General features: G+C 67.7%; 14 protein-coding genes and 1 riboswitch. Of the genes, 4 read left to right on the plus strand and 10 right to left on the minus strand.

What is annotated here, in order from left to right; translation table 11 throughout:
• Positions 1-251 precede the first annotated feature (251 nt).
• On the plus strand, positions 252-1,283 hold the full coding sequence (locus AC3A4E_RS02780) for a Kelch repeat-containing protein (protein ID WP_487630047.1): 1,032 nt from the start codon (positions 252-254) through the stop codon (positions 1,281-1,283).
• A gap of 120 nt (positions 1,284-1,403) precedes the next feature.
• Here the strand turns inward: AC3A4E_RS02780 and AC3A4E_RS02785 are convergent, their stop codons facing one another.
• The gene (locus AC3A4E_RS02785) at positions 1,404-1,769 is read right to left on the minus strand and encodes an acyl-CoA thioesterase (protein WP_487630048.1); all 366 of its coding nucleotides are present in this window, start codon (positions 1,767-1,769) and stop codon (positions 1,404-1,406) included.
• Positions 1,770-1,994: 225 nt separating this feature from the next.
• Here AC3A4E_RS02785 and AC3A4E_RS02790 point away from each other — a divergent pair, with 225 nt between their 5' ends.
• Both AC3A4E_RS02790 and AC3A4E_RS02795 read left to right on the plus strand, forming a co-directional pair.
• Positions 1,995-3,272 (plus strand): hypothetical protein, encoded by a 1,278-nt coding sequence (locus tag AC3A4E_RS02790; RefSeq protein WP_487630049.1) that lies wholly within the window; start codon positions 1,995-1,997, stop codon positions 3,270-3,272.
• A gap of 68 nt (positions 3,273-3,340) precedes the next feature.
• Positions 3,341-3,763, plus strand: coding sequence for a hypothetical protein (locus AC3A4E_RS02795; RefSeq protein WP_487630050.1), 423 nt, complete (start codon positions 3,341-3,343; stop codon positions 3,761-3,763).
• Positions 3,764-3,812: 49 nt separating this feature from the next.
• Here AC3A4E_RS02795 and AC3A4E_RS02800 read toward each other — a convergent pair whose 3' ends face one another.
• The 5 genes from AC3A4E_RS02800 to AC3A4E_RS02820 form a co-directional block, all read right to left on the minus strand.
• Positions 3,813-4,139: a thioredoxin family protein gene (locus AC3A4E_RS02800; protein ID WP_487630051.1), complete on the minus strand. Its 327-nt coding sequence runs from the start codon at positions 4,137-4,139 to the stop codon at positions 3,813-3,815.
• A complete protein-coding gene (locus tag AC3A4E_RS02805; RefSeq protein ID WP_487630052.1) occupies positions 4,111-4,605 on the minus strand; it encodes a flavodoxin in 495 nt (164 codons plus the stop codon). Before AC3A4E_RS02805 ends, AC3A4E_RS02800 begins: the two co-directional genes overlap by 29 nt.
• Before the next feature lie 75 nt (positions 4,606-4,680).
• The gene (locus tag AC3A4E_RS02810; protein ID WP_487630053.1) at positions 4,681-5,706 is read right to left on the minus strand and encodes a DUF2806 domain-containing protein; all 1,026 of its coding nucleotides are present in this window, start codon (positions 5,704-5,706) and stop codon (positions 4,681-4,683) included.
• 63 nt (positions 5,707-5,769) lie between these two features.
• The gene (locus AC3A4E_RS02815; RefSeq protein WP_487630054.1) at positions 5,770-6,819 is read right to left on the minus strand and encodes a ribonucleotide-diphosphate reductase subunit beta; all 1,050 of its coding nucleotides are present in this window, start codon (positions 6,817-6,819) and stop codon (positions 5,770-5,772) included.
• Between the two features lie 298 nt (positions 6,820-7,117).
• Positions 7,118-9,619, minus strand: a complete 2,502-nt coding sequence (locus AC3A4E_RS02820) for a ribonucleoside-diphosphate reductase subunit alpha (protein ID WP_487630055.1) — start codon at positions 9,617-9,619, stop codon at positions 7,118-7,120.
• A gap of 181 nt (positions 9,620-9,800) precedes the next feature.
• Positions 9,801-10,014: riboswitch (cobalamin riboswitch) on the minus strand.
• 460 nt (positions 10,015-10,474) lie between these two features.
• Between AC3A4E_RS02820 and AC3A4E_RS02825 the strand changes: the two genes are divergently transcribed.
• On the plus strand, positions 10,475-11,266 hold the full coding sequence (locus AC3A4E_RS02825; protein WP_487630056.1) for a hypothetical protein: 792 nt from the start codon (positions 10,475-10,477) through the stop codon (positions 11,264-11,266).
• 13 nt (positions 11,267-11,279) lie between these two features.
• Here AC3A4E_RS02825 and AC3A4E_RS02830 read toward each other — a convergent pair whose 3' ends face one another.
• The 4 genes from AC3A4E_RS02830 to AC3A4E_RS02845 form a co-directional block, all read right to left on the minus strand.
• The gene (locus AC3A4E_RS02830) at positions 11,280-13,730 is read right to left on the minus strand and encodes a mechanosensitive ion channel domain-containing protein (RefSeq protein ID WP_487630057.1); all 2,451 of its coding nucleotides are present in this window, start codon (positions 13,728-13,730) and stop codon (positions 11,280-11,282) included.
• Between the two features lie 67 nt (positions 13,731-13,797).
• Positions 13,798-14,817 carry a LysR substrate-binding domain-containing protein gene (locus AC3A4E_RS02835; RefSeq protein ID WP_487630058.1) on the minus strand — a complete coding sequence of 340 codons (1,020 nt, stop codon included), beginning with the start codon at positions 14,815-14,817 and terminating at the stop codon, positions 13,798-13,800.
• A gap of 154 nt (positions 14,818-14,971) precedes the next feature.
• On the minus strand, positions 14,972-17,548 hold the full coding sequence (locus AC3A4E_RS02840; RefSeq protein ID WP_487630059.1) for a M14 family zinc carboxypeptidase: 2,577 nt from the start codon (positions 17,546-17,548) through the stop codon (positions 14,972-14,974).
• A gap of 177 nt (positions 17,549-17,725) precedes the next feature.
• Positions 17,726-20,356: a TonB-dependent receptor plug domain-containing protein gene (locus AC3A4E_RS02845; RefSeq protein WP_487630060.1), complete on the minus strand. Its 2,631-nt coding sequence runs from the start codon at positions 20,354-20,356 to the stop codon at positions 17,726-17,728.
• Positions 20,357-20,697 lie beyond the last annotated feature (341 nt).

Below are 20,697 nucleotides of genomic sequence, written 5' to 3' on the forward strand. Positions count from 1 at the left end.
GAATGCAGAGGCCTGGCGCCGCGTCACAACACGGGCAGGGCGCATCTCTGTCGGACGCGGGTGACGTACGTACGCAACGATTTCAGCAGCGGCAACCCGCCCGCGGGCGCAGGCACTGCACGTTCTGCTGCGGCGCACCATGTTACGGTCGAGCCGCATCGACCGGCGCTGCCTCGCGACCGATGCCCGCAGCCCGCGCACGCCCGTGCGCACTCCAAGTGCAGTCGCCGTCCTGACCGGAGATCGATCCGATGACGAGCCGCCGCCACTTCCTCGGTGCCACCGCCGCCCTGTCCCTGCTGCCCGCATTCGCGCGCGGCGCATCGCCTGTTGCCATAGCGGCAGCGCCTGACGCCGGCGCGTGGCGCGCACGCGCCTCCGTCCCGTGGGTGGTGCAGGAGGTCTACGGCGCCGCGCGCGGCGGTCGTGCGGTGATCGTCGGCGGCATGGTGCGGCCGGGCGAACGCGCGCTGGCGATCGATGCGGTCGGGCTCTACGACCCGGTTGCCGATCGCTGGGAAGCCGGTCCTTCGCTGCCCGAGCCGCGGCACCATCCCATGGTCGCGACCGTCGGCACGCGCCTGTATGCATTCGGTGGCGCCACGCACGTCGAGGCCGGCCACTGGTCGCCGCGCGCCGATGTGTTCGTCGAACAGGACGGGGCCTGGCAACGCGCCACGCCGATGCCGCAGCTGCAGACCGAAGGCGTTGCCCTGGTCCACGAAGGCCGCGTGCACATCATCGGCGGCCGTCTGCCGACCAAGGCCGATGCCGCGCTCTGGGGCGACTATCGCGATGTCGATCTGCACCAGGTCTACGACACCGACCGCGACCGCTGGTCGACCGCCGCGCCATTGCCGGGCCCACGCAACAGCGCCACCGGCGCGGTCATCGATGGCGTCGGCTATGTCGCCGGCGGCCGCACGATGGACGGCGGCAACCTCGCCGATCTGCTGCGCTACGACTTCGTCGCCGATCGCTGGGACGCGCTGCAGCCGATGCCCGAAGCGGCAGGCGGCCTGGCCGGCGTCGCGCTCGGCGGCCAGCTCTACGTGTTCGGCGGCGAGGCGCTCGATGTCGAAGGTGCCGAAGGCGTCATCGCGAACGTCTGGCGCTACGACCCGCTGCGCGATACCTGGACCGCGTTGCCGGACATGCGCACGCCGCGACACGGGCTTGCAGCAGTCGCATTGGATGGATCGATCTACGCGATCGGCGGCGGCGTGGAAACCGCGAACACATCGACCTCGGACATCGTCGAAGTGTTCACGCCGACCGGCTGAGCCGGCCGGCACTGCAGGCGCGCGTGATTCAGCGCTTGCGGTTGAAGAACTTCAGAGCGGCGCCGCAGACGATGCCGATGAACAGCCCCAGCGCGAGCCACTGCAGGATCGACAGCTCGTTCATGCCGCGCCGCCCGGCAGCGGCGAAATCTGCGCCGGACGGCCGCGTGCGTCGAGCGCGATCATCACGAAGCGCCCGCGCGTGCACAGTTCGCGATCGCCGCTGAGCAGGTCTTCGGCGATGAGTTCCACATCCACCTGCATGGACGTCCGGCCGACCTCGACCACGCGCGCGATCGTCTCGACCAGCTGGCCCTGGCGGATCGGAAGCTTGAAGTCGACCTGCTCGGAGCGCGCGGTGACCACGGTGCGGCGTGCATACCGCGACGCGGCGATGAACGCGGCCTTGTCCATCCACGCCAATGCGGTACCGCCGAACAGCGTGCCCAGGTGGTTGGTGTGGTCGGGAAAGACGATCTCCAGCATGCGGGCTTCGGTCTTCGGCGGGTCGGTGTCGGGGGTGTGGATGGTCTTGCTCCGGAGTGACGGCGGACCGCGAGGGTCCGCACACAGGCGTGCACGCGACGGCGCGGCCTGCGGAATGGGGGAAACGGATGCTGAATTATGGCGGCCGCACCTAGGGTCGTCACGGGGACGCAGCGCTGCCGTTCATGGCTACCGTGTGAGCTGGACGCCAGAGCGAGAGTCGCCATGAACCGGATCGACGGTGCGTTGCCCCTGATGGCCGTGCTGCGCGCGCGGGTCGAGACACCGCCTCCGGCGTCGACCGTGTCGCAACAGGGCGAGCGCCTCGCCGACGTGGCCGCGCGCATGCAGATCGCCGAGCCGGTGCTGCAGCAGCTCAATCCGGGGCTCACGCCGTTCGATGTGCTGCCGGCCGGCACGGCCGTCACCACGCCCCCGCAGGCGGATGCGTCACAGCCGGTCCAGCAGGACGCCACGCCGCCGGCGCCTGCTGCGGATGCCACATCGCCACGGCAGACCCTGGAGGCGATCGAGGCGCTGCCGGAGGCCGGCATCGCCGATCTGCCGCGGCAGCTGCCGGACGAGGACAAGCAGCAGATTCTCGGCGCGCGCCACGACGCACGCGATGCGCGGATCCTCGAAATGGCCGAAGCCGCGCTGGCCGGTGCCGAGCCACCGAAGCTGTCGGATTACGCCGCGTTGCCGTCGGGGACCGCCCGGGCCGAGCACACCATGGCGATGGCGCAGTACCAGACCGATATGGCCGCGTTGCGCGAGGTGGTCATCGACGTGCGCGTGCGCCAGCTAGAAGCGGAGCCGGCGTTCGAGGCACTGCCGGCGGACACGCGTGAGGCGGTGGTCACCGCGATGCGCAACGGCGACTACACCATCACCGATGTCGAATCGGTCACGGCCCACCCCTTCCATTCGGGCGCCGCCGACGCGACGCGCTTCGACGTGACCATCGACGGGGTCACCACGCCCGTCTACCTGCCGGTCCAGACCGATCCGGCGTTGAGCTATCACAGCCTCGACCAGGTCGCCGCCGGTCTGGTGTCGATGCCACCGCATGCACGCGCGCAGATCGAACGTCTCGACGTGAACGCCGACCGCAATCCGGAAGACGCGCACTGGGAAGTCGAATACAACAGCCCGGGCTTCCGCTCGTACATGACCGCCGGCGCCGAGGGCATCGTGTCGATCTACCCGATGCCGCCCGAGGATGCGCAGACGCAGGACTGGCTCAACGGCAGCCTGCTGCACGAGGTGGGCCACATCGTCAGCCTGCGTGACTTCAGCGACGATGACTGGGCGACCTGGAACGCGGCCGTCGCGTCGGATGGCGACGTGGTGTCCGACTACGCGCGCAACTCGCCGCTGGAGGACTTCGCCGAAACCTACAAGCTCTACCTGTCGGTCATCGGCACATCGGAGGAGGCGGCGGCACGCACGCGCTTCCCCGAGCGCTTCGAGATCCTGGATGGCATGACGGGACAGGGCTGATGCGACCCGATCACGACCGGCGTGCCGACATGTTGACGGGCGTCGGGCCACCCCACACGATCATCCGCATGCGAACCCCATCCCGTCTGCTGCTGGTGCTGTCGAGTCTGTGGGCCTGCGCGGCCTGCGCCACGACGCTTGACGCCACACCGCGTGCCCAACCGGAGAACGCCCCCGTGACTGCCCCCGAATCCGCCGTTGCCGCGCGGCCCGCCGATGGCGCCTATGCCGGCCGGATCGGTGAACTGCAGCAGAGCGTGTCGCTGCAGATCCGCCCCGACGCCAGCGCACGGCTGGTGGTGCTGTATGCACTCCACACCCCGCCGGCCCTGGTCGAGGAGTACGAAGGCCGCCTGGTGCAGCAGGGCGATCGCTGGTGCCTCGAGCCGGCACCGGAGACCGTCCAGCCCTGTCTGGACCTGTCGGACGGCGCACTCGGCCTGACGCGTCTGTCCGGCGAGCGCATCGGACTGCGGCCACTCGACCGCTGAGGTGTACTGCCGCGCGCAGTCTGCGCGCGGTGGTGACGGCGTTGGCCCGTCAGAGGTTGATCGAGACCGCCTGCGAGATCTGGCCCGGCGCCTGGAAGCCCGGCAGACGCGCGGCCTCGGTGCCGTCCTTGAACAGCGCGAGCGTCGGCGTCTGACGCAGGCCGAGATCGCGGAAGAAGTCTTCGCCGATGACTTCCATTTTCACCTTCAGCAGCGCGACGCCTTCGGCATCGGGCGAGGCGGCGAACTTGGCCAGCGACATGTCGAGCATCTTGCAGCCTGGGCAATCATCCTTGTAGTAGTCGACGAGCAGGCGCGGATGCGCGGCCAGTGCTGCGGCGTAATCGTCAGGGGTGGTGGCGTGGAGCGTCTGCATGGGGGGTGGTCTCGAACGGTGTTTCAGTGATGGCAAGAATGGTGTCGGTCCAGCATTGGATCTTGTTGGAGTCGTGTTCGCCGTGGGGCATCTGTTCGATCTCCAGCCGCGGATACCGCGTGCCGAAGAACGCGGCCATGCGCCTGGCCGCACCGCAGTAGTTCTCTTCGCCCCACTGCGTCTCGCCGGTACCGAACACCGCGACATGTTCCGGCTTGCCGACCGCGGCGACGAGATCTTCGATGAAACGCTTCATCTCCGGCGGCGTGCGCCCGGCGTTGATGCTCCAGCTGCCCAGCACGTAGAGATCGTGTTCGGCGCCATCGGGGCAGACCTTGGCGAGCGTCTGGATATCGGCATCGATCCAGGTGACGGCATGGCCCAGTTCCTCGCACCGCGCGCAGATCGCACGCGCGACATCGCGGGTATTGCCGCTGAGCGATGTGTGGGCGAGGAGGATGCGCATGGGGTCAAGCTCTACTCGATAAGCAAATCAGCAGATCGCAAAAGCGATTGGTAGAACCGAAACTCTTCTTCTGCTTTAGCTTCCACCGGCAGTTTCAGTCTTGGCGATATCAACCGGAGAGTGAAAGCGATAGTTTCCATCGGGCAAGCGTTCCACTATTTCGGCAAGCCGCACTGATGCACCTCGGTCGGCGTAATGCCGGCCAACCTTCTCAAGGTGCTCTCGATCGCCATCAGGGGCAATCAGCTCAATGACTTCGCGACCAACTTGCGTGAACTTCCAGATCTGTATCTGTACTTCCTGTGCCGGCGCAGCCATGTCCACCATCAGAATCTTTTTGCCGGAAACAAGAAGTACGCTGCCGGGTGCTCCATTTCTGAAGTTGTTGAGAGCCAGAGTGGTCGGGAACATGGCGCCAAGCTCGCTGAGAGCGAAAAGGTCGGCTTCCACTAATTGGCGTTCTTCTTCCATCCACGCCTGATCAAGAATTGGAACCATAGCCGTATCACCGAGTGTGACGGCCATGTTGACCATCTTCTCAAGAAGCTCCGCATCCGACTTGGTGATGTTGCGAACAAAATCTAGGGTTCGAAGAGAGAAGCTACCTGGGCGACGAATTTCACCGGCCAAGATCCGACCCCAGAGTTCCTGCATTTGATCAGAGGAAACATCTTGGGCTGCGGAGAAAAAGCGTGCGACCCAGTCCTCGTTTGGTGCGTCATCTGGCACCGACTCGTCCCCAGCTAATTCAGCTGCGGCAGCCGAAGTAATCTGCTCTACATTGCTTTGGCGCTTACGCTCTTGATACTCGGCGCGGGCTTGGGTGCGATCTTCCTGAGAAACAAGGTCCAGTCGCAGCGTTCTGTCGTCTGGCCGCTGCCACATCTCTATCCCCTCGTCCTTTACTACAACCGGCAAGCGGTGCTGCTCCGCTACATCCCCAAGGGCGTTGGCAATCGATCTCACCGCATATGCTTTCGCATCCGCATTTTTGCGGACAAGGTATGGACGTGCGACAGCTCCAACTCCGGCCGAAATAACCTCAATAAGTCTTGTCAAAGGTTTGCTGAGGCCGCCGAGATCCTTGAGTTCGATGTTCATTCTTGCGGCGTCCTTTCCAAAATCGACTGCTCGTCAAAAGCGGGTAGATGGTCTTAGTACGGACTACAGATCATCAAACCCGTTATCCGAGTTCGTCTTCTTGTACGACGCATTCCGCATCTCGAAGAAGTCGGTCTTGGTTTCGGTGAAGTTGTCTGCGTAGGCCTTGATCCACGGCATCACGTTGTCGGTGGTGTCGGAATACAGCTTCTCGATGCCCAGCATGCCGGCCATCTTGTTGGCGCGGTATTTCACGTAGCGGACCATTTCGTCGACGTCGATGCCGTCGATGCCGTCGAGCACTTCGGCGGTCCAGCGGGTCTCGAGTTCGATCGCGTGTTCGAACGCGTCGTGCACGTACTGGGTGAGCTGGTCGCCCTGCAGCGTCTGGTTCTCGCCGACGATGGCGCGGATCAGTTCGCTGATGAACTTGCTGTGCGCCAGTTCGTCGCGGTTGATGAAGCTGATGATCTTTCCGGTGCCGGTCATCCGGTTCTGGCGGACCAGGTTGTAGAAGTACGCGAAGCCGGAATAGAAGTTGATGCCTTCGAGGATCGACGACTGCACCAGCGAGCGGATCAGCGTTTCGGCCGAGCGCTCGCGCATGAAGTCGTTGTACGAGTCCATGATCGGCTGGTTGCGCGCGATGATCGTGGGATGCGTGCGCGCGAGTTCGAACACGCGGTTCTGATCGGCGAGGCCGGTGATCGAGGCCAGCACGTAGCTGTAGCTCTCGTTGTGGATCACTTCCTGCTGGCCGATGATCGCGGCGTTGGCGTGCGCGGCCGGGTCGGTGATGTATTCGGCGACGTTGTAGATGTAGCGCGTCTGCGGCGAATCCAGCGTGGCCAGCAGGCCGATGATCGAATCGTAGGCGTTCTTCTCGCGCGCCGAGAGCTCGCCGTACTGCTTGGCGTCGCCCTTCATGTCGACCTCGTCCGGAATCCAGAAGTTGGTCGAGAGTTCCTTGTAGGCGCGATAGAACGACGGATAGGGAATGTCGTTCCAGTTGAGGATGCCGCTGGTCTGGCCGTTGATGATGCCGGTCGAGCGGTTGGGATGACGCGGCTCGAGGATCTTGATGCGGTCGAGCGGAGTGGACGTGGCGGCCATGTGCGGAATCTCGTGTCTGAAGTCTCGCGCGGAGATGGATCGCGCGACGGGGTCGGAGTCACTTTCCGGCACGCAGACGCGCCGGAAGGTCGGTGGGGTCGGTTCGGAAAGTGACTCTGACCCCTGCTGTTTCTTGAAGTGCGCGCGATGCGGGATCACGCGAGTGCCGGCTTTCGAAGCGTCGCGCGGTGCAGCACCGCGCGGACGGGGTCGGAGTCGTGTTTCCGGGGATCGACCGCGCGCGTGCTCAACGCGATCGGCCGAAAAACGACTCCGAGCCCTGTCGAGAAGCTCTACCTCAGCTCGAACACCACTCGCACTCGGCGATATCGATATCGTTCGAACGCACGTAGTACGTGGTCTTCATGCCGAGATTCCACGCGGTCATGTGCAGGTCGAGCAGGGTGCGGGCGGGGATAGTGCTGGGCACGTAGAAGTTGAAGCTGATCGCTTGGTCGACGTGGCGCTGGCGACGCGCGTTCTGGCGCACCGAGGCGAACTGGTCGACCTTGTAGGCGCCCTTCTCGTAGTAGGGCCAGGTCTCGAGCGACAGGCCCGGCGCGGCGACCGGACGACGGTAGTCCTTCTTCTCCTCGTAATAGAACGCGGAGTAGATCGGGTCGATCGACGCGGTGGAGCCGGCGATCTGCGCGGTGGACATGTTCGGCGCGACCGCCATCAGCCAGCCGTTGCGCATGCCGTTGACGCCGACCTGCGCGGCCAGATCCATCCACTCGGGCGAGTTGTAGCTGCGGTCGCTGAAGTACGCGCCGGTGTGCCAGTCGCTGCCGGCGAACACCGGGTAGGCGCCCTTTTCCTTCGCGAGTTCCATGGAGGCCTGCACGGTCAGGAAGTTGATGCGCTCATACAGCGAGTCGCTGAAGTCCTCGGCTTGCGCGTCGTTCCACTGGATGCCCTTCTGCGCCAGCAGGTGGTGCCAGCCGAAGGTGCCCAGACCGATCGCCCGGTACTTCTGGTTGGTGATCGTGGCCTGCGGCACGGGCAGCATGTTGAGATCGATCACGTTGTCGAGCATGCGCACCTGGATCGGGATCAGGCGCTCGAGCACGTCGGTGATCAGATCGCTCTGGCCGGCCTGCGGCATGACCGCGCGGCCCAGGTTCACCGACGACAGGTTGCAGACGACGAAGTCGCCGGCCTGCTTGGTGGTGACGATCTGATTGCCGGAGATGATCTCCTGCATCATCTTCGTCGGGCTCATGTTCTGCAGGATCTCGGTGCAGAGATTCGACGAGTACACGCGGCCGACGTGCTTGTTCGGGTTCTTCCGGTTCACTTCGTCGCGGTAGAACATGAAGGGGTTGCCGGTTTCGAGCTGGCTCACCATCACGCGCTTGAAGATGTCGATCGCCTTGACGGTCTTGCGCGAGATGCGCTCGTCGGCGACGACTTCCTCGTACTTGCGGCGGAAGCTGCCGTTCGGGTCACCCTTCTTCTCGTCGAAGAAATCCTGCAGGTGCCAGCCCTTGATCTTGTGGACCTCGTGCGGGTCGAACAGGTACCAGTCGCCGCGACGCTCGACGGCTTCCATGAAGATGTCGGGGATGCAGATCGAGGTGAACACGTCGTGCGCGCGCAGGCGCTGGTCGCCGTTGTTGAGGCGCAGGTCGAGGAAGTTCTCGATGTCGCGGTGCCAGATGTCGAGGTAGACCGCGACCGCGCCCTTGCGCTGGCCCAGCTGGTCCACCGACACGGCGGTGTTGTTGAGCTGCTTGATCCACGGCACCACGCCGCCCGAGGAATTGGGCACGCCGCGGATGGCCGAACCCGACGAGCGCACGTAGCCCATGTACGCGCCCACGCCGCCGCCGCCCTTGGAGACGCGGGCGATGTCGGTGTTGGAGTCGTAGATGCCCTGCAGCGAATCGTCGACGGTGTCGATGAAGCACGACGACAGCTGGCCGCCCACCTTGCCGGCGTTCTGCAGCGTCGGCGTGGCGACGGTCATGTACAGGTTCGACAGCGCCCAGTAGGCCTCGCCGACGAGCTGCATGCGGCGCTCGCGGCCGCCCTTGGTCTCGTTCTGCATCAGGTACAGGGCGATGGTCAGCCAGCGCTCCTGCGGCAGCTCGAACACGGCGCGCGAGGTATCGGTGGCGAGGTAGCGCGTGGCCAGCAGGTACAGGCCGTTGTAGGCGAACAGCCTGTCGCGCTCGGGCTCGATCATGCGGCCGGCTTCCTGCAGCTCTTCCTTGGAATAGGCGCGCAGGATGTCGTTGGAATAGATGGTGCGGTCGGCCAACGATTCCTGCAGGCCGACGTAGGAGCCGTACTTCTGCTCGGCATCGTAGAAGCGGTTGCGGCTGGCGCGCTTGTACAGGCGGTGCAGGTACAGGCGGGCAGCGAAGAACTCCCACTCCGGCGCGGTGACATCGACGCGGGCTTCGGCCTCGCGGATCAGATGGTCGACCAGATCGTCGGCGTTGACCGCGTCCTTGCGCTCGACGAAGCCGAACACGCTGCGCTTGTAGTCGACGATGTCGAGCTGCGGGAACTCGGCATGGGTGCGGTCGATGCTGCGCTCCAGGCGCGCACGGTCGTACGGAATCCGGCGGTTGCCGGCTTCCTTGGTGATCCAGGTGGAGACGTCGGCATCGACGTCGGCAATCTCGGCAATAGCGGTGTGCATGGCGGCGCTCGGGGGCGGCGGCACCACGTCGTCGGGCTCGACGGCGGGCGGCGCAACAGAAGTGGAGGGTGTCGCGGTGTTCGGCAGGGTGGTCGGGGTGGCGTCTGCGGCGGCCGGTGCGTCGGTCGTGACGGTGTCGTGGCTGGTCATGCGTCCTCTCTTGTCCAGTGCATTCGCGCACGCCCCCGGCCCACCCGCGTCGGTCCGGCGGCTGCGGGTGTCCCAAGGTGGTTGGAAGGCGTCGCAGGTCGTGCGATCGGCGCAGTGCGCCATCGCGTTCCCACACCGCACCTCCATCCCCGGAACACCCACAGCCGGCACCGCGCGTCGTGCTCTCGCGCGGCTGTCGGCAGGGCCTCGGACTCATGGGCGGACAGGCCGTGGCCTGTTCCGGACCCGTCGCGTCGCGGATTGCTCCGTGGCGTGGCGGGCGTCTTCCCAATTACCGCTGCGGGGCAGTGCCGGAGTGGCGCAAGGCGTCACCGGCTTCCCGTTTTAATCCACGACCTGTTGGGGGTCGTGAAACCGACAGGACCCAAGATAGTGGGGTGGGTCGGCAGCGTCAACGCTAAATGTAGTGAAGATGCGGCAGGCCGCTTGAGGGCGGGAATCCCCGTTCGTCAAGCCCTTTGGCGGGCATTGCAGATGCAGATCGGGGTGCGAAGGGCAAGCCCCGGCGTGCGTTTTTTTCCGGTCTCTGCAGGTCCTGCGTTGCTGTCTGCAGCCCCTGAAGACCCCCGGGACGGGGTGCGTGCGGCCGGGAGCGTGCCCGCTGGATATCGGCATTCGGACCCCGGCGCGGTGCCGCTTCAGATTCGACGTTCCGGGACAGCCGGCTGGACTGAACGACCCCGGTCACCGCGGGTCGGCCGCGTTCGGACAGTGACCAGGGACGCGAGGGTGCCGTCACGCGAAAAAGATGCACGTCGGCACACAACATGAACGGATTCGGGCGCACGCTGCGTCGAGCGCGGCCAGCCCGGCCGGCCCTTCCGGAGATCCGCCATGAGCCTCATCCGCCGCAGCGTTCTGGCCGCTGCCACGCTTTCGTTGTCCGCCCTGTGCGCGCCGGCGCTGGTGTCCGCGCAGGACCCCGCGCCCGGCCTGGGTGATGTCCAGGGCCTCGACGACCGCGCCGCGTCGCGCACGCTGGGCGCGCGCGGCTATGCGCGGCAGTCGGGCTCGGGCGATTACGGCAGCTGGTGGAACGCGCGCGACGGGCGGTGCGTGATGGTGCGCAGCGATCGCGGCCGGGTGGCCTCGATCGTGACCGCGCCGGCGCCCGACTGCGGACAGCAGGCCGGCGCCGAGAAAGAAGGGATGAGTGACGGCGCCAAGGTCGCAGTGGCCGCTGCCGCGATCCTCGGCATCGCCGCGCTCGCCCACCACGCGCATCACCACGATGACGGCGACCACGCCGACGATCCGCGCCACGAGGCCGATTACGAACGCGGCTACCGCGACGCCCTGCATGGCTACCGCGCCGATTCCGACCGGGGCGCCTACAGCGACGGCTACGGCGCCGGCATGCGCGAGCGTTCGGCGCAGGTGCCGTGGCAGTCGGGCGACTCGGATGGCTCGGGCAGCGTCCGGCTCGACGATCTGGTCGGCGCACGCGCGGCCGGCGCCGACACCGAGCTGCGCGCGCGCGGCTTCACCGATCGCGACGCCCAGCAGCGCGATGGCCGCTCCGTCGTGACCTGGTGGAACGCGCGCTCGCGCGAGTGCGTGCACGTGGCGACCGGCAACGGCCGCATCGAATCGATCCGCGGCGTCGACGCGTCCAACTGCCGCTGACGCGGCGCTGCGGTCAGGGGCCTTCGGGCGCCGGCGGTGGCGGCGGATAGACCGTCGCCGCCGCGTGCGCCAGGCCGATGCCGCGCGCGAGCAGGGCGTCGTAAAGCCGGCCGACGAGGGCACTGCGGATCGTGCCGGCGTCCTCGTACTCGTGGGTCCAGGCGCGGACGACGAACTCCATCGCCACGCTGCCCAGGCCGTCGAACAGCACCACTGGCGCCGGTGACGTGACCACGCCGGGCGTAGCGGCCGCCACCTCCGCCAGCACCGCTTCCACATCGCTTGGCGCGCTGCCGTAGGCCACGCCGATGCGCACTTCCAGCCGACGGCTGCGGTCGCGCAGGGTCCAGTTGACCAGCTGCTGCGAGATCAGCTGGCCGTTGGGCACCACGACATTGGCGCCGTCGAAAGTCGCGACCCGGGTCGCGCGCATGCCGATGTCGACCACGCGGCCGGTGGTGCCGCCGACTTCGACCACGTCGCCGGGCTGGAACGGCCGCTCGAAGATCAGCACCAGGCCGGAGACGAAGTTGTTGACCACGTTCTGCAGGCCGAGGCCGACGCCGACGCCCAGCGCGCCGAGTACGAAGGTCAGCTGGCTGGCCTTGAAGCCGGCCGCCGACAGCGCACCGACCAGACCCAGCAGCAGCACCGCGTAATAGCTGAGCGAGGCGATGCTGTTGGCGACGCCGTGCGGCAGCGACATCCGCGACAGCACTTCGCCGTCGAGGATCAGCCGCACCGTCTTCGCCAGCCAGAACGCGATCACCACCGTCAGCGCGAACAGCAGCACGTGGCCCAGGCTCAGGCGCAGATCGCCCAGCGCCCAGCTGTAGCCCAGCAGCGCCGACAGCGAGGCGTGCACCGGCGTCAGCACGCGGAAGCGGTCGAGCGCGTAGACGATCCAGCCGACGATCGCGGCGACCATCAGCAGGTTCAGCAGCATCTGCACCGCGGGGCCGGCGTGGTCGCGCGCCAGCCGGAAGCGCGACACGCCCGGCCGCTTGAGCAGCAGCTGGATCCACGTCGCGACCACGGTCAGGCCGGCGCCGAGCAGCAATGCGAAATACAGGCTGTCGATGACGCCGCCGGTCAGGGTTTCGGCCAGCGACACGTTGCCGAAGGCGTTGGCGACCAGCGAGACCGCCAGCAGGAACGCGCCGACCACCACGGCCGCGCGCAACACCTGGCCGATGCGCCCGGTGTGCGTGGCGTGGTCATGGCGGTGCGCGCGCCACAGCAGCCAGCCGGCCGCGGCCAGTCCGATGCAGGTCAGCCCGAGCATGTAGAGGCGATACGCGGACGCGCTCGACAGGAACACGAAGCCCAGCCGCAGCAGCAGGAACAGCGCGCTCGCCACATACGGCGCCAGGCCTAGCAGGCGTCGCCGCGAGGCCGGCAGCAGGCGCAGCACCGGCACCACCGCAGCGAGCAGCGCGAGCTGGTGGGTCAGCATCGGCGCGTCGGGCTGGAACGCGAACACGCCGATCACCACCAGCAGCAGCCAGCACGAGATGGGGCGCGACAGCACGGTCGCTTCGGTGTGGCTGATCTCGCCGGCCCTGATTGGTCTGCGGCTGCGCCAGGCCAGCCACAGCAGCAGCGGCAGCGAACAGACCAGTAGGGTCTGCAGGGCACGCAGGCCGCTGATCGCATCGCCCTGCGCGTATTCGGCGGCGAAGCGCGATTCGATTTCCAGGCCGCTGCGGATCACGTCGCCGGTGCCGGCAGTCGGCGCCAGGGCCTTCGCGTCCAGGCGCCACAGCGGCGGCGCGTCGACGCGCATCAGGCTGATGTCGTAGGCGGCGATCGCATCGTCGACCCGGCTGCGCGCGGTCGCGATGCCGGCATCCACCGCGTTGCCCCGGCGGCCGAGTGCGATCAACCGCGCGAGTGGATCCGACAGCGCAGCCTCGGCCTGGGCGAGTTCGATGACGACCTCGTCCACCCGCTGGCGCAGGGCGACCGGCAGTTCCTGGCCGGCGGCCGCGGTGGTTTCCCACGCGGCGCGGCGTGCGGCCAGCCCGGCGGCGTCGCCGGCCTGGTGCGTGGTGCTCTGGCGCAGATCGTCCTGCCACTGCGCCAGCCGCCGGGCCTGGAAGCTCCAGTGCCGCGACAGGCTCTCGAGCCGTGGAATCGGCAGCGTGCGCATCTCGGCGGACGTGAAGCGCCAGAACGGGTCTTCGACCGAGGTCTCGATCACCGCCAGCCGTCTGGCGTAGGTGTCGGCCGGCGTCGACGCACCCGCGGCCGCCGCGGCGGACTGGATGCGCTCGGCCAGACGCTGGTCGACATCGGCCTGCGCGGGAATGTCGGCGACATCGACGGCAGCCGTCGCGGCCGCGGCTGCGGGATCGACCGGCGCCGGATCGGGCGCCGTGGTCATCGCCGCGGCACCGGCGAGCGGCTGCGCCAGCGCGAGGCTCGCCAGCAGCACACAGACGAAGCGGAGGGCGACACGCATGACGATTCCGGAAGGCAGCCGGCGGATGTCCGCATGCTACCTGCCGCGCCGTCGACTGCGGGATGCGTCAGCGCGTGGCGGCAGTGACCGTCGACGCGACCGGGCGCGCGATGCGGGTGGCGACACGCCAGGCCTGCCAGTCGGGTGCCGGTTCCGGCAGCGGCTGGTCGTCGGCGATCAGGCGGCGCAGATCGACCACCGCGTGCTGCGGCGCGAGCGCGGCGAGCAGGGCGAAGCCGAAATCGCGCAGCACGCGCGCCGGATGCAGCAGCAGCCATGTGGTGCAGGACGGCAGCAGGTCGGGTTCGATCGACGGCACCACCAGATCGTCGCGCGGATCGAGCGCCATCTCCGCGACGATGCCGATGCCCAGCCCGGCGCGGGTATAGGCCTGGATCAGATCGCCATCGCGCGCCGTCACCGCGACATCGGCCCGCAGCCCGCGCTGCGCGAACGCGCGCTGCAGCGACGAATTCGCCAGCTGGCTCGACGCGTAGCTCACCAGCCGCCGCCCGGTCAGATCGTCGAGCCGCAACGGGCGTTGCAGGTTCGACAAAGGGTGTCCGACCGGCACCACCACACGGCGACGCCAGCGGTACAGCGGCACCGCGATGCAGTCGGCCGGCGGCGCGCCGGTGCCACTGAGCAGGGCGAGATCGACATGGCCGTCGACCAGGGCCTGCAGGCCGTCGGCGTCGTCGCCGGGCACGACGTGCACCGCGACATCGGGCCAGTCCCGTTCCAGCGCCTGCAGCGCCGGCGGCAATGCGTGCCGCGCTTGGGTGTGGGTCGTGGCGATGCGCAGTACGCCGTGGCGTTCGCGGCGCAGGTTGTCCGACAGCGCCTGGATGTTGGTCGCCTCCGCCAGCAGCCGGCGCGCATGCGCCAGCACCTGCGCGCCGGCTTCGGTCAGACCGGTCAACGCCCGCGCGCGGCGCACGAACAGGGTCATGCCGAGCGCGGCTTCCAGCTGCGCCAGCTGCTTGGACACGCCCGACTGCGTGGCGTGCAGCCGCTGCGCGGCGAGGGTCACGTTGTGGCCGCAGTCGACGATCGCGATGAAGCTGCGCAGCTGGGTCAGGGTCATGCCGGCAGACCGGCGACGGAGGGCGGGGAGGGACGCGTGTGCATGACGCCGATCCTCGCCCGGATGCGACGGCGACATGTTCCATGCGGGACCACACTGTGTGGACCCGTATGGGACGACCTCGAAGCGCGTCCTGCGCATGGCGGACTCTCCTTCAGCGCCGCGGCGGCGCCGGGCTGAGTTGATCGGCGAAGAACAGCGCATTGACCAGCATGCGTTCGGTGCCGAGCCAGTACTTGCGATGCGCCGGATCGTCGGCGAACAGCACCACGTTGCCGCTGCCCACGCGCGCCACCTGCGCCCAGACGGTGCCGGCGAGCGCGGCGCGCAGGTCGGCGCCGAGATAGCCGTTGACCAGCGGGTCGTCGTCGATGCGCACGACGTTGGCGAAGGCATCGGCCAGCGGCGCCAGCGCCACGTCGGTTTCCTTGTGCACGAAGCCCGCGCGCTGCGGCACGCCGAAGGCCAGCGGATGCGTGGTGTCGACGTCGACCGAGACCAGATTGCCGGCGCTGCGCTGCTCGGCAAGCGTGTCGCGGCGCGATGCGAAGTCGAGACGTTCCGTCGACGCCGGTGCGTCCTTCGCCGCAGGTGCGGGCGCGGCGCCGGTCAGGCCCTTGGCCTGCGCCCAGCGTGCGGCGCTGCCGAAGGTCACCAGCGAGCCACCGGCCTCGACCCAGCGCTTGAGCGCGGCGACGGTGGGCTCGGGCAGATCGTCGTAACGGCCGCCGGCCAGCACGATGCTGGTGTAGCTGCCGAGCGGTACGCGACCGAGCTGCGCGGGATCGAGTCGCGTCGCCGGGTAGTGCAGGCGTTCGCTGAGCGCGAACCAGGTCGAGCCGATCTCGGTCGCGTTGACACCTTCGCCCATGACCAGCGCGATCGCAGGCTTGCGCACTGGGCGGATGCCGTCGCTGCCCAGATCGATACCGGACACGCTCTGTCCGCTGGCGAGGCCGTGGGCGACCACGCCCGCGTCGCGCGCGGCCGTGTCGACCGCCGTGCGCAGGGATGCCGAATCCAGCGTCTGCCCGGCCACCGGAATCACCAGCGTGCCTTCGCCGAATGCGGTCTCGCCGGCTGCGGTGCGCGTGGTGAACGGCGAGAACGCGGTGCGCACGCGCACGTTCCGGGTGAGCAGGTCGGCGAGCGCGCGCTGCGCGCCGAGATCGCGCCAGTCGATCGCCCAGGCGTACGCGGTGTCGCCGAGCGCGCCGGTGTCGAGCGCAGGCACCTCGGTGACCGCGGCGCCCAGACGCGGCGCGCGACGCAGGCGATCGTTGCGCAGACCGTAGGCATGCGCGATCGCATACGAGGTACTGCCGTAGACGCCGCCGCCGGTCTCCGGCGTCTCCTCGAAGATCGAATGCACCAGACGGAACTGCGGCTGCGCGGCCGGCACCACCCAGGCGCTGCCGGGAGAATAGGTACGACCGTCTACGGCCAGCGACGCATCGAGCGCATGCACCTGGATGCGATGGGTCAGCAGCAGGTCGAGCAGACGTCGCGACGTGGTCGCATCCGCCGGATCGCCGAAGACATAGGCCGAGTACGTATTGCGCCGGCCCTGGTCACGCGCCGAGCGGAAGAAATCCTTCTGCAGCTGGAACAGGCCGGCGTGCTCTTCGACCGCGCCGCGGATCGTCGCCAGGCCCACGGCCAGCTGGTTGCGGATCGTGAAGCGGAATTCCAGCGGGCCGTTCGCGGTGTCCTGCACCAGACCGCGCGAGCTGGCCTGCTCGACGGTCACGCCGACGCCGCCGTGGAAATCCGGATAGGTCGAGCCGTAGACCGGCGAGAAGTTGTCGAAGTTTTCCTTCGTGTAATAGAGCGAACCGAGGCTGTCGAGCGCCTGCGCGTGATAGCGCGCGAGCGTGACGTTCCAGTCGTAGGAGGCCTGCGGCAGCAGCGGGCTGTGCATGCTGCTCGGCGAGGGTTCGAAGTAGTAGGTGCTGCCCGATCCCATTTCGTGGAAATCGATCTGGATGTTCGGCAGCCACGCATGGAACACGTCGAGCTTGGCGCGCGTTTCGCGCTGGCTCACCGCCAGCCAGTCGCGGTTGAGATCGGTGAAGTAGTGGTTGCTGCGACCGTTGGGGAAGGGCTCGACGTGTTCCTTGTCGAGCGGATCGGCGATCGCCGGATTCGACTTCCACGCGTTGTGCCAGTTCGCCGCGCGGTCGCGGCCGTCGGGGTTCTGCGCCGGATCGATCAGCACGACCGCGTTGTCGAGCCAGCGCGTGATCTGCGGGTCGCGGCTTGCCGCCAGATGCCAGGCGGTCAGCAGCATCGCTTCGCCGCTCGAGGTCTCGTTGCCGTGCACGCTGTAGTAGAGGCCGACGACGACCGGCACCTGCGCGGGATCGACGGCCGGCGCGTCGGGGTCAGCCAGCGTCGCGTGGGCGGCGCGGATCTCTTCGCGTCGTGTGTGGTTCGCAGGCGAGGTCACCAGAACGCTGAGCAGCGGACGTTCCTCGTAGCTGCGGCCGATCTCTTCGACATGCACGCGGTCCGACAGCCGCTCGAGTTCGCGCAGGTAATCGACGATGCGGTCGTGGCGTGTGTAGTGCGTGCCGATCGGATAGCCGAGGAACTGCTCGGGCGTCGGGATCGCGGGGTCGTGCGAATCCGGCGCGGCATCGGGGAAGTAGTACGCGGTCTGTGCGGTGGCGATGGCAGGTAGCAGCGACAGCAGCAGGAGCAGCAGGGCGAAGTGGCGCGGTGCAGGCATGGGTACGGGTTCCAGCGAAGATCAGAAGGACGAACCCTTCTCCCGCTGGGACTACGTGCCCTCGGGGTAGAAGGTGCCCCGAAGGGGCGGATGAGGGCGCTTGGCGCGGTGCCCTCACCCCAACCCCTCTCCCGGAGGGAGAGGGGCTGTCTCATGACGGCGTGTCGTATGCCGCAATCAGAAGCGGTAATCGAACCCGACCTGGAAATACCGCCCACGCAGGTCGTACTGGCTGAAGTCGTAGGGCGCGCGGATGCCGGGGAACGACGCGTCGTGCGGCGGTTCTTCATCCAGGACGTTGTCGACCTTGGCGTACAGCGTCAGGCCGTCGATGCCCGACCAGCCGGCGTAGAGATCGAGCTGATCAAAGGCATCGACGCGCGACTGCACCGCGGTCGCCGCGACGCTCGCCTTCTGGTCGTAACCGCCGGTGCGGTACCAGGTCAGCGCGGTTTCGAAATCGCCGGTCGACCAGCCGAAGCGCGAGGTCAGCTTGTTGCGCGGCAGCGACGGGCCGAGGTTGCTGCCGGCGTAGTCGACCAGCGGACCACCGACGACCTGCGGGCGGCTGTAGTCGAGGACGTGGGTGTAGACGCTCGCGATCTTGAAATCGCCAGCGCCGGTGCGGAAGGTCTGGTTGAACTCCGCGTCCAGGCCCGAGGTCTTGAGCGCGGTGAGGTTCTGGTAGCGGTTGTAGACGGCGACCAGCTTGCCGCGCGCGTCACGGATCACGTCGGCAGGATCGTTGTTCTGCACGATCGTCGTCGAATTGTTGGTGCCGATCAGGTTGTCGAGTTCGATGCGGTACCAGTCCAGCGACAGGCTGGTATCGGCCCACGGCGAGACGACGAAGCCGACGTTGTAGGACTTGGTGCGCTCGGGATCGAGTTCGGTGTTGCCGACGGTGAAGAAAGTCGGGCTCTGGCGCGAGCCGGCGATGTCGGGGTCATACGGATCGACGACGCTGCCGTAGGAGATGTTGGTCGAGGCCGAGTTCTCCGACAGCGACGGCGCGCGGAACCCACGCGACGCCGAGGCGCGCACCAGCAGGGTGTCGAGCGCCTGCCAGCGGATGCCGGCCTTGGGCGAGAACGCGCTGCCGAAATCGCTGTAGTCGTCCCCGCGGCCGGCGAGCTGCAGGTCCAGGCCCTTGACGATCGGCACGTTGAACTCGGCGTAGAGCGCAGCGACGTCACGCTCGCCGTCGACCGCGGCGATCGCAGGACGCACCTGCAGGCCGGCGTCGATCTGCCAGGGATTGCGCGACGTCAGCGATTCGGTGCGCGCCTCGATGCCGGCGGCAAAGCCGACCGGACCGGCCGGCAGTTCGAACAGATCGCCGTTGAACTTGAAATCGAAGCCGTGCAGCGACGACTGCGCCTCGCGCACCGTCGACAGGCGGATCGCATCGAGCACCGCCGGCGCGGTCGCGCCCGGCTCGTGCAGGTTCAATGATCCATCGGCGAGGGACTGCGCCAGCGGCCAGCGGTTGGCGAAGCCGCCGGCGACGGTTTCCTCCTCGGTGCTCTTGGCGAAGAAGCCGGTGAACTCCCAGTCGAAGCGTTCGCCGCGGCCGCGTGCGCCGCCGAGGATGCGGAACGAATCCGAGCGGTTGGTCTTCAGCGACTGGCCGAGATCGAAGAACGTGTATTCGATCTGCGTCGGCACGCCGTAGGGGTTGTAGGGATTGCCGGCCGGCAGCAGGTTCGACACCGGCTCGGCGAGACCGGTCTGCGCGTTGAGCGCGAAGCGGCCGCCTTCGAGGGTGAAGTACGGGCTGGAGCCGAAGATCGACGCGCCGCGGATCTGGCTGACCAGCGCTTCGCCGAACAGGTCGACGTCGTCGGTCAGGCGCACGGTGCCGTTGACGAAGGCCTGATAACGCTCGGTCGACGGAATCAGCGTGGTGTAGGGCGCGAGGTTGATCGCGCAGGTGTCGCCGGCAAGGCCGTCGATCGGCGCGCTCGGCGTCAGCGTCATGCCCTCGGGGCAGTTGCCTGCGGCATCGAGGAACGGCACCGAGCGGCCGCCGACGAGGAAGCGCGCGCCCTTTGCCGACCAGCCGTTCCAGCGCCCGCCGGGCAGGTCGCTGTAGATGCCTGACGCGGTGAGATCGCGCTGGTTCTGGTCGAGGCGTTCGCGGTCGTAGGCCTCGACGCTGACCAGCAGGTTGTAGCCGTCGGTGTCGAGATCGCCGATGCCGCCGACCAGTCGCGCGCGGCGCGTGTCGAGGCCGCCCTCGTCCGATGTGCCGTAGCTGCCGCCGACTTCCAGGCCCTGGAAATTCTGCCGGGTGATGATGTTGACCACGCCCGCGACGGCGTCGGAGCCGTAGACCGCCGACGCGCCATCCTTGAGCACCTCGATGCGCTCGACCGCGACCAGCGGCAGCGCGTTGAGATTGACGAAGGTGTCCGACAGACCGCCGGCCGGGAAGCCGTAGTTCGCCAGGCGCCGGCCGTTGAGCAGCACCAGCGTGTTCTTCTGCGACAGCCCGCGCAGGCCGATGCCCGCCGAGCCCGACGCCCAACCGCTGTTGCTGGTCTCGTTGGTTGCGTTGCCGGTGTTGGCCGAGATCGAGCGCAGCACGTCGGCGACGGTGACCTTGCCCGAAGTCGCGAGTTCCTCGGCGTCGATGACCTGCACCGGATTGCTGCCCTCGGCCTCGGCGCGGCGGATGTTGGAGCCGGTCACCGTGACTGTGTTGAGCGTGCGCGCCTCACCGGTCGCCGGCGTTTGCGCCGACACCGCAGCGGGGACAACGAGGGCCGCCAGAACGGCGGCGGCGAGACGCGAAGATCGAAGCATTTGTTGCACCGCAATAAGTCCGTGGGGCAGGCAGTGGGCCACGGGCGCGGCGTGTCAAAAAATGGTGATGTGGACTGGCGTCAGTCCGGAATGGACTGTCGACGGCTCCTCCGGACCGTCGCGCAGCATCACCGGGCCGCGCCATGACGGCATTCGTGGGGGCAGCGCGGCCGCGCTGCAGACGAATCGTCATGAAGAAATCGCTCGATCCGGATGGGCCGATATCTCCGGCGCGCGCGGTGGGAGCATGGATACAGGGGCCGGATCGACCCCGCTGCGCGCCGGTGTCTTCGACAGCCCGGTGCGGCATCGCGCTTGCATCCGTCCCGGCTGCGCGGCCT

The sequence above is a fragment of the Luteimonas sp. Soil_N_1 genome (assembly GCF_057656255.1).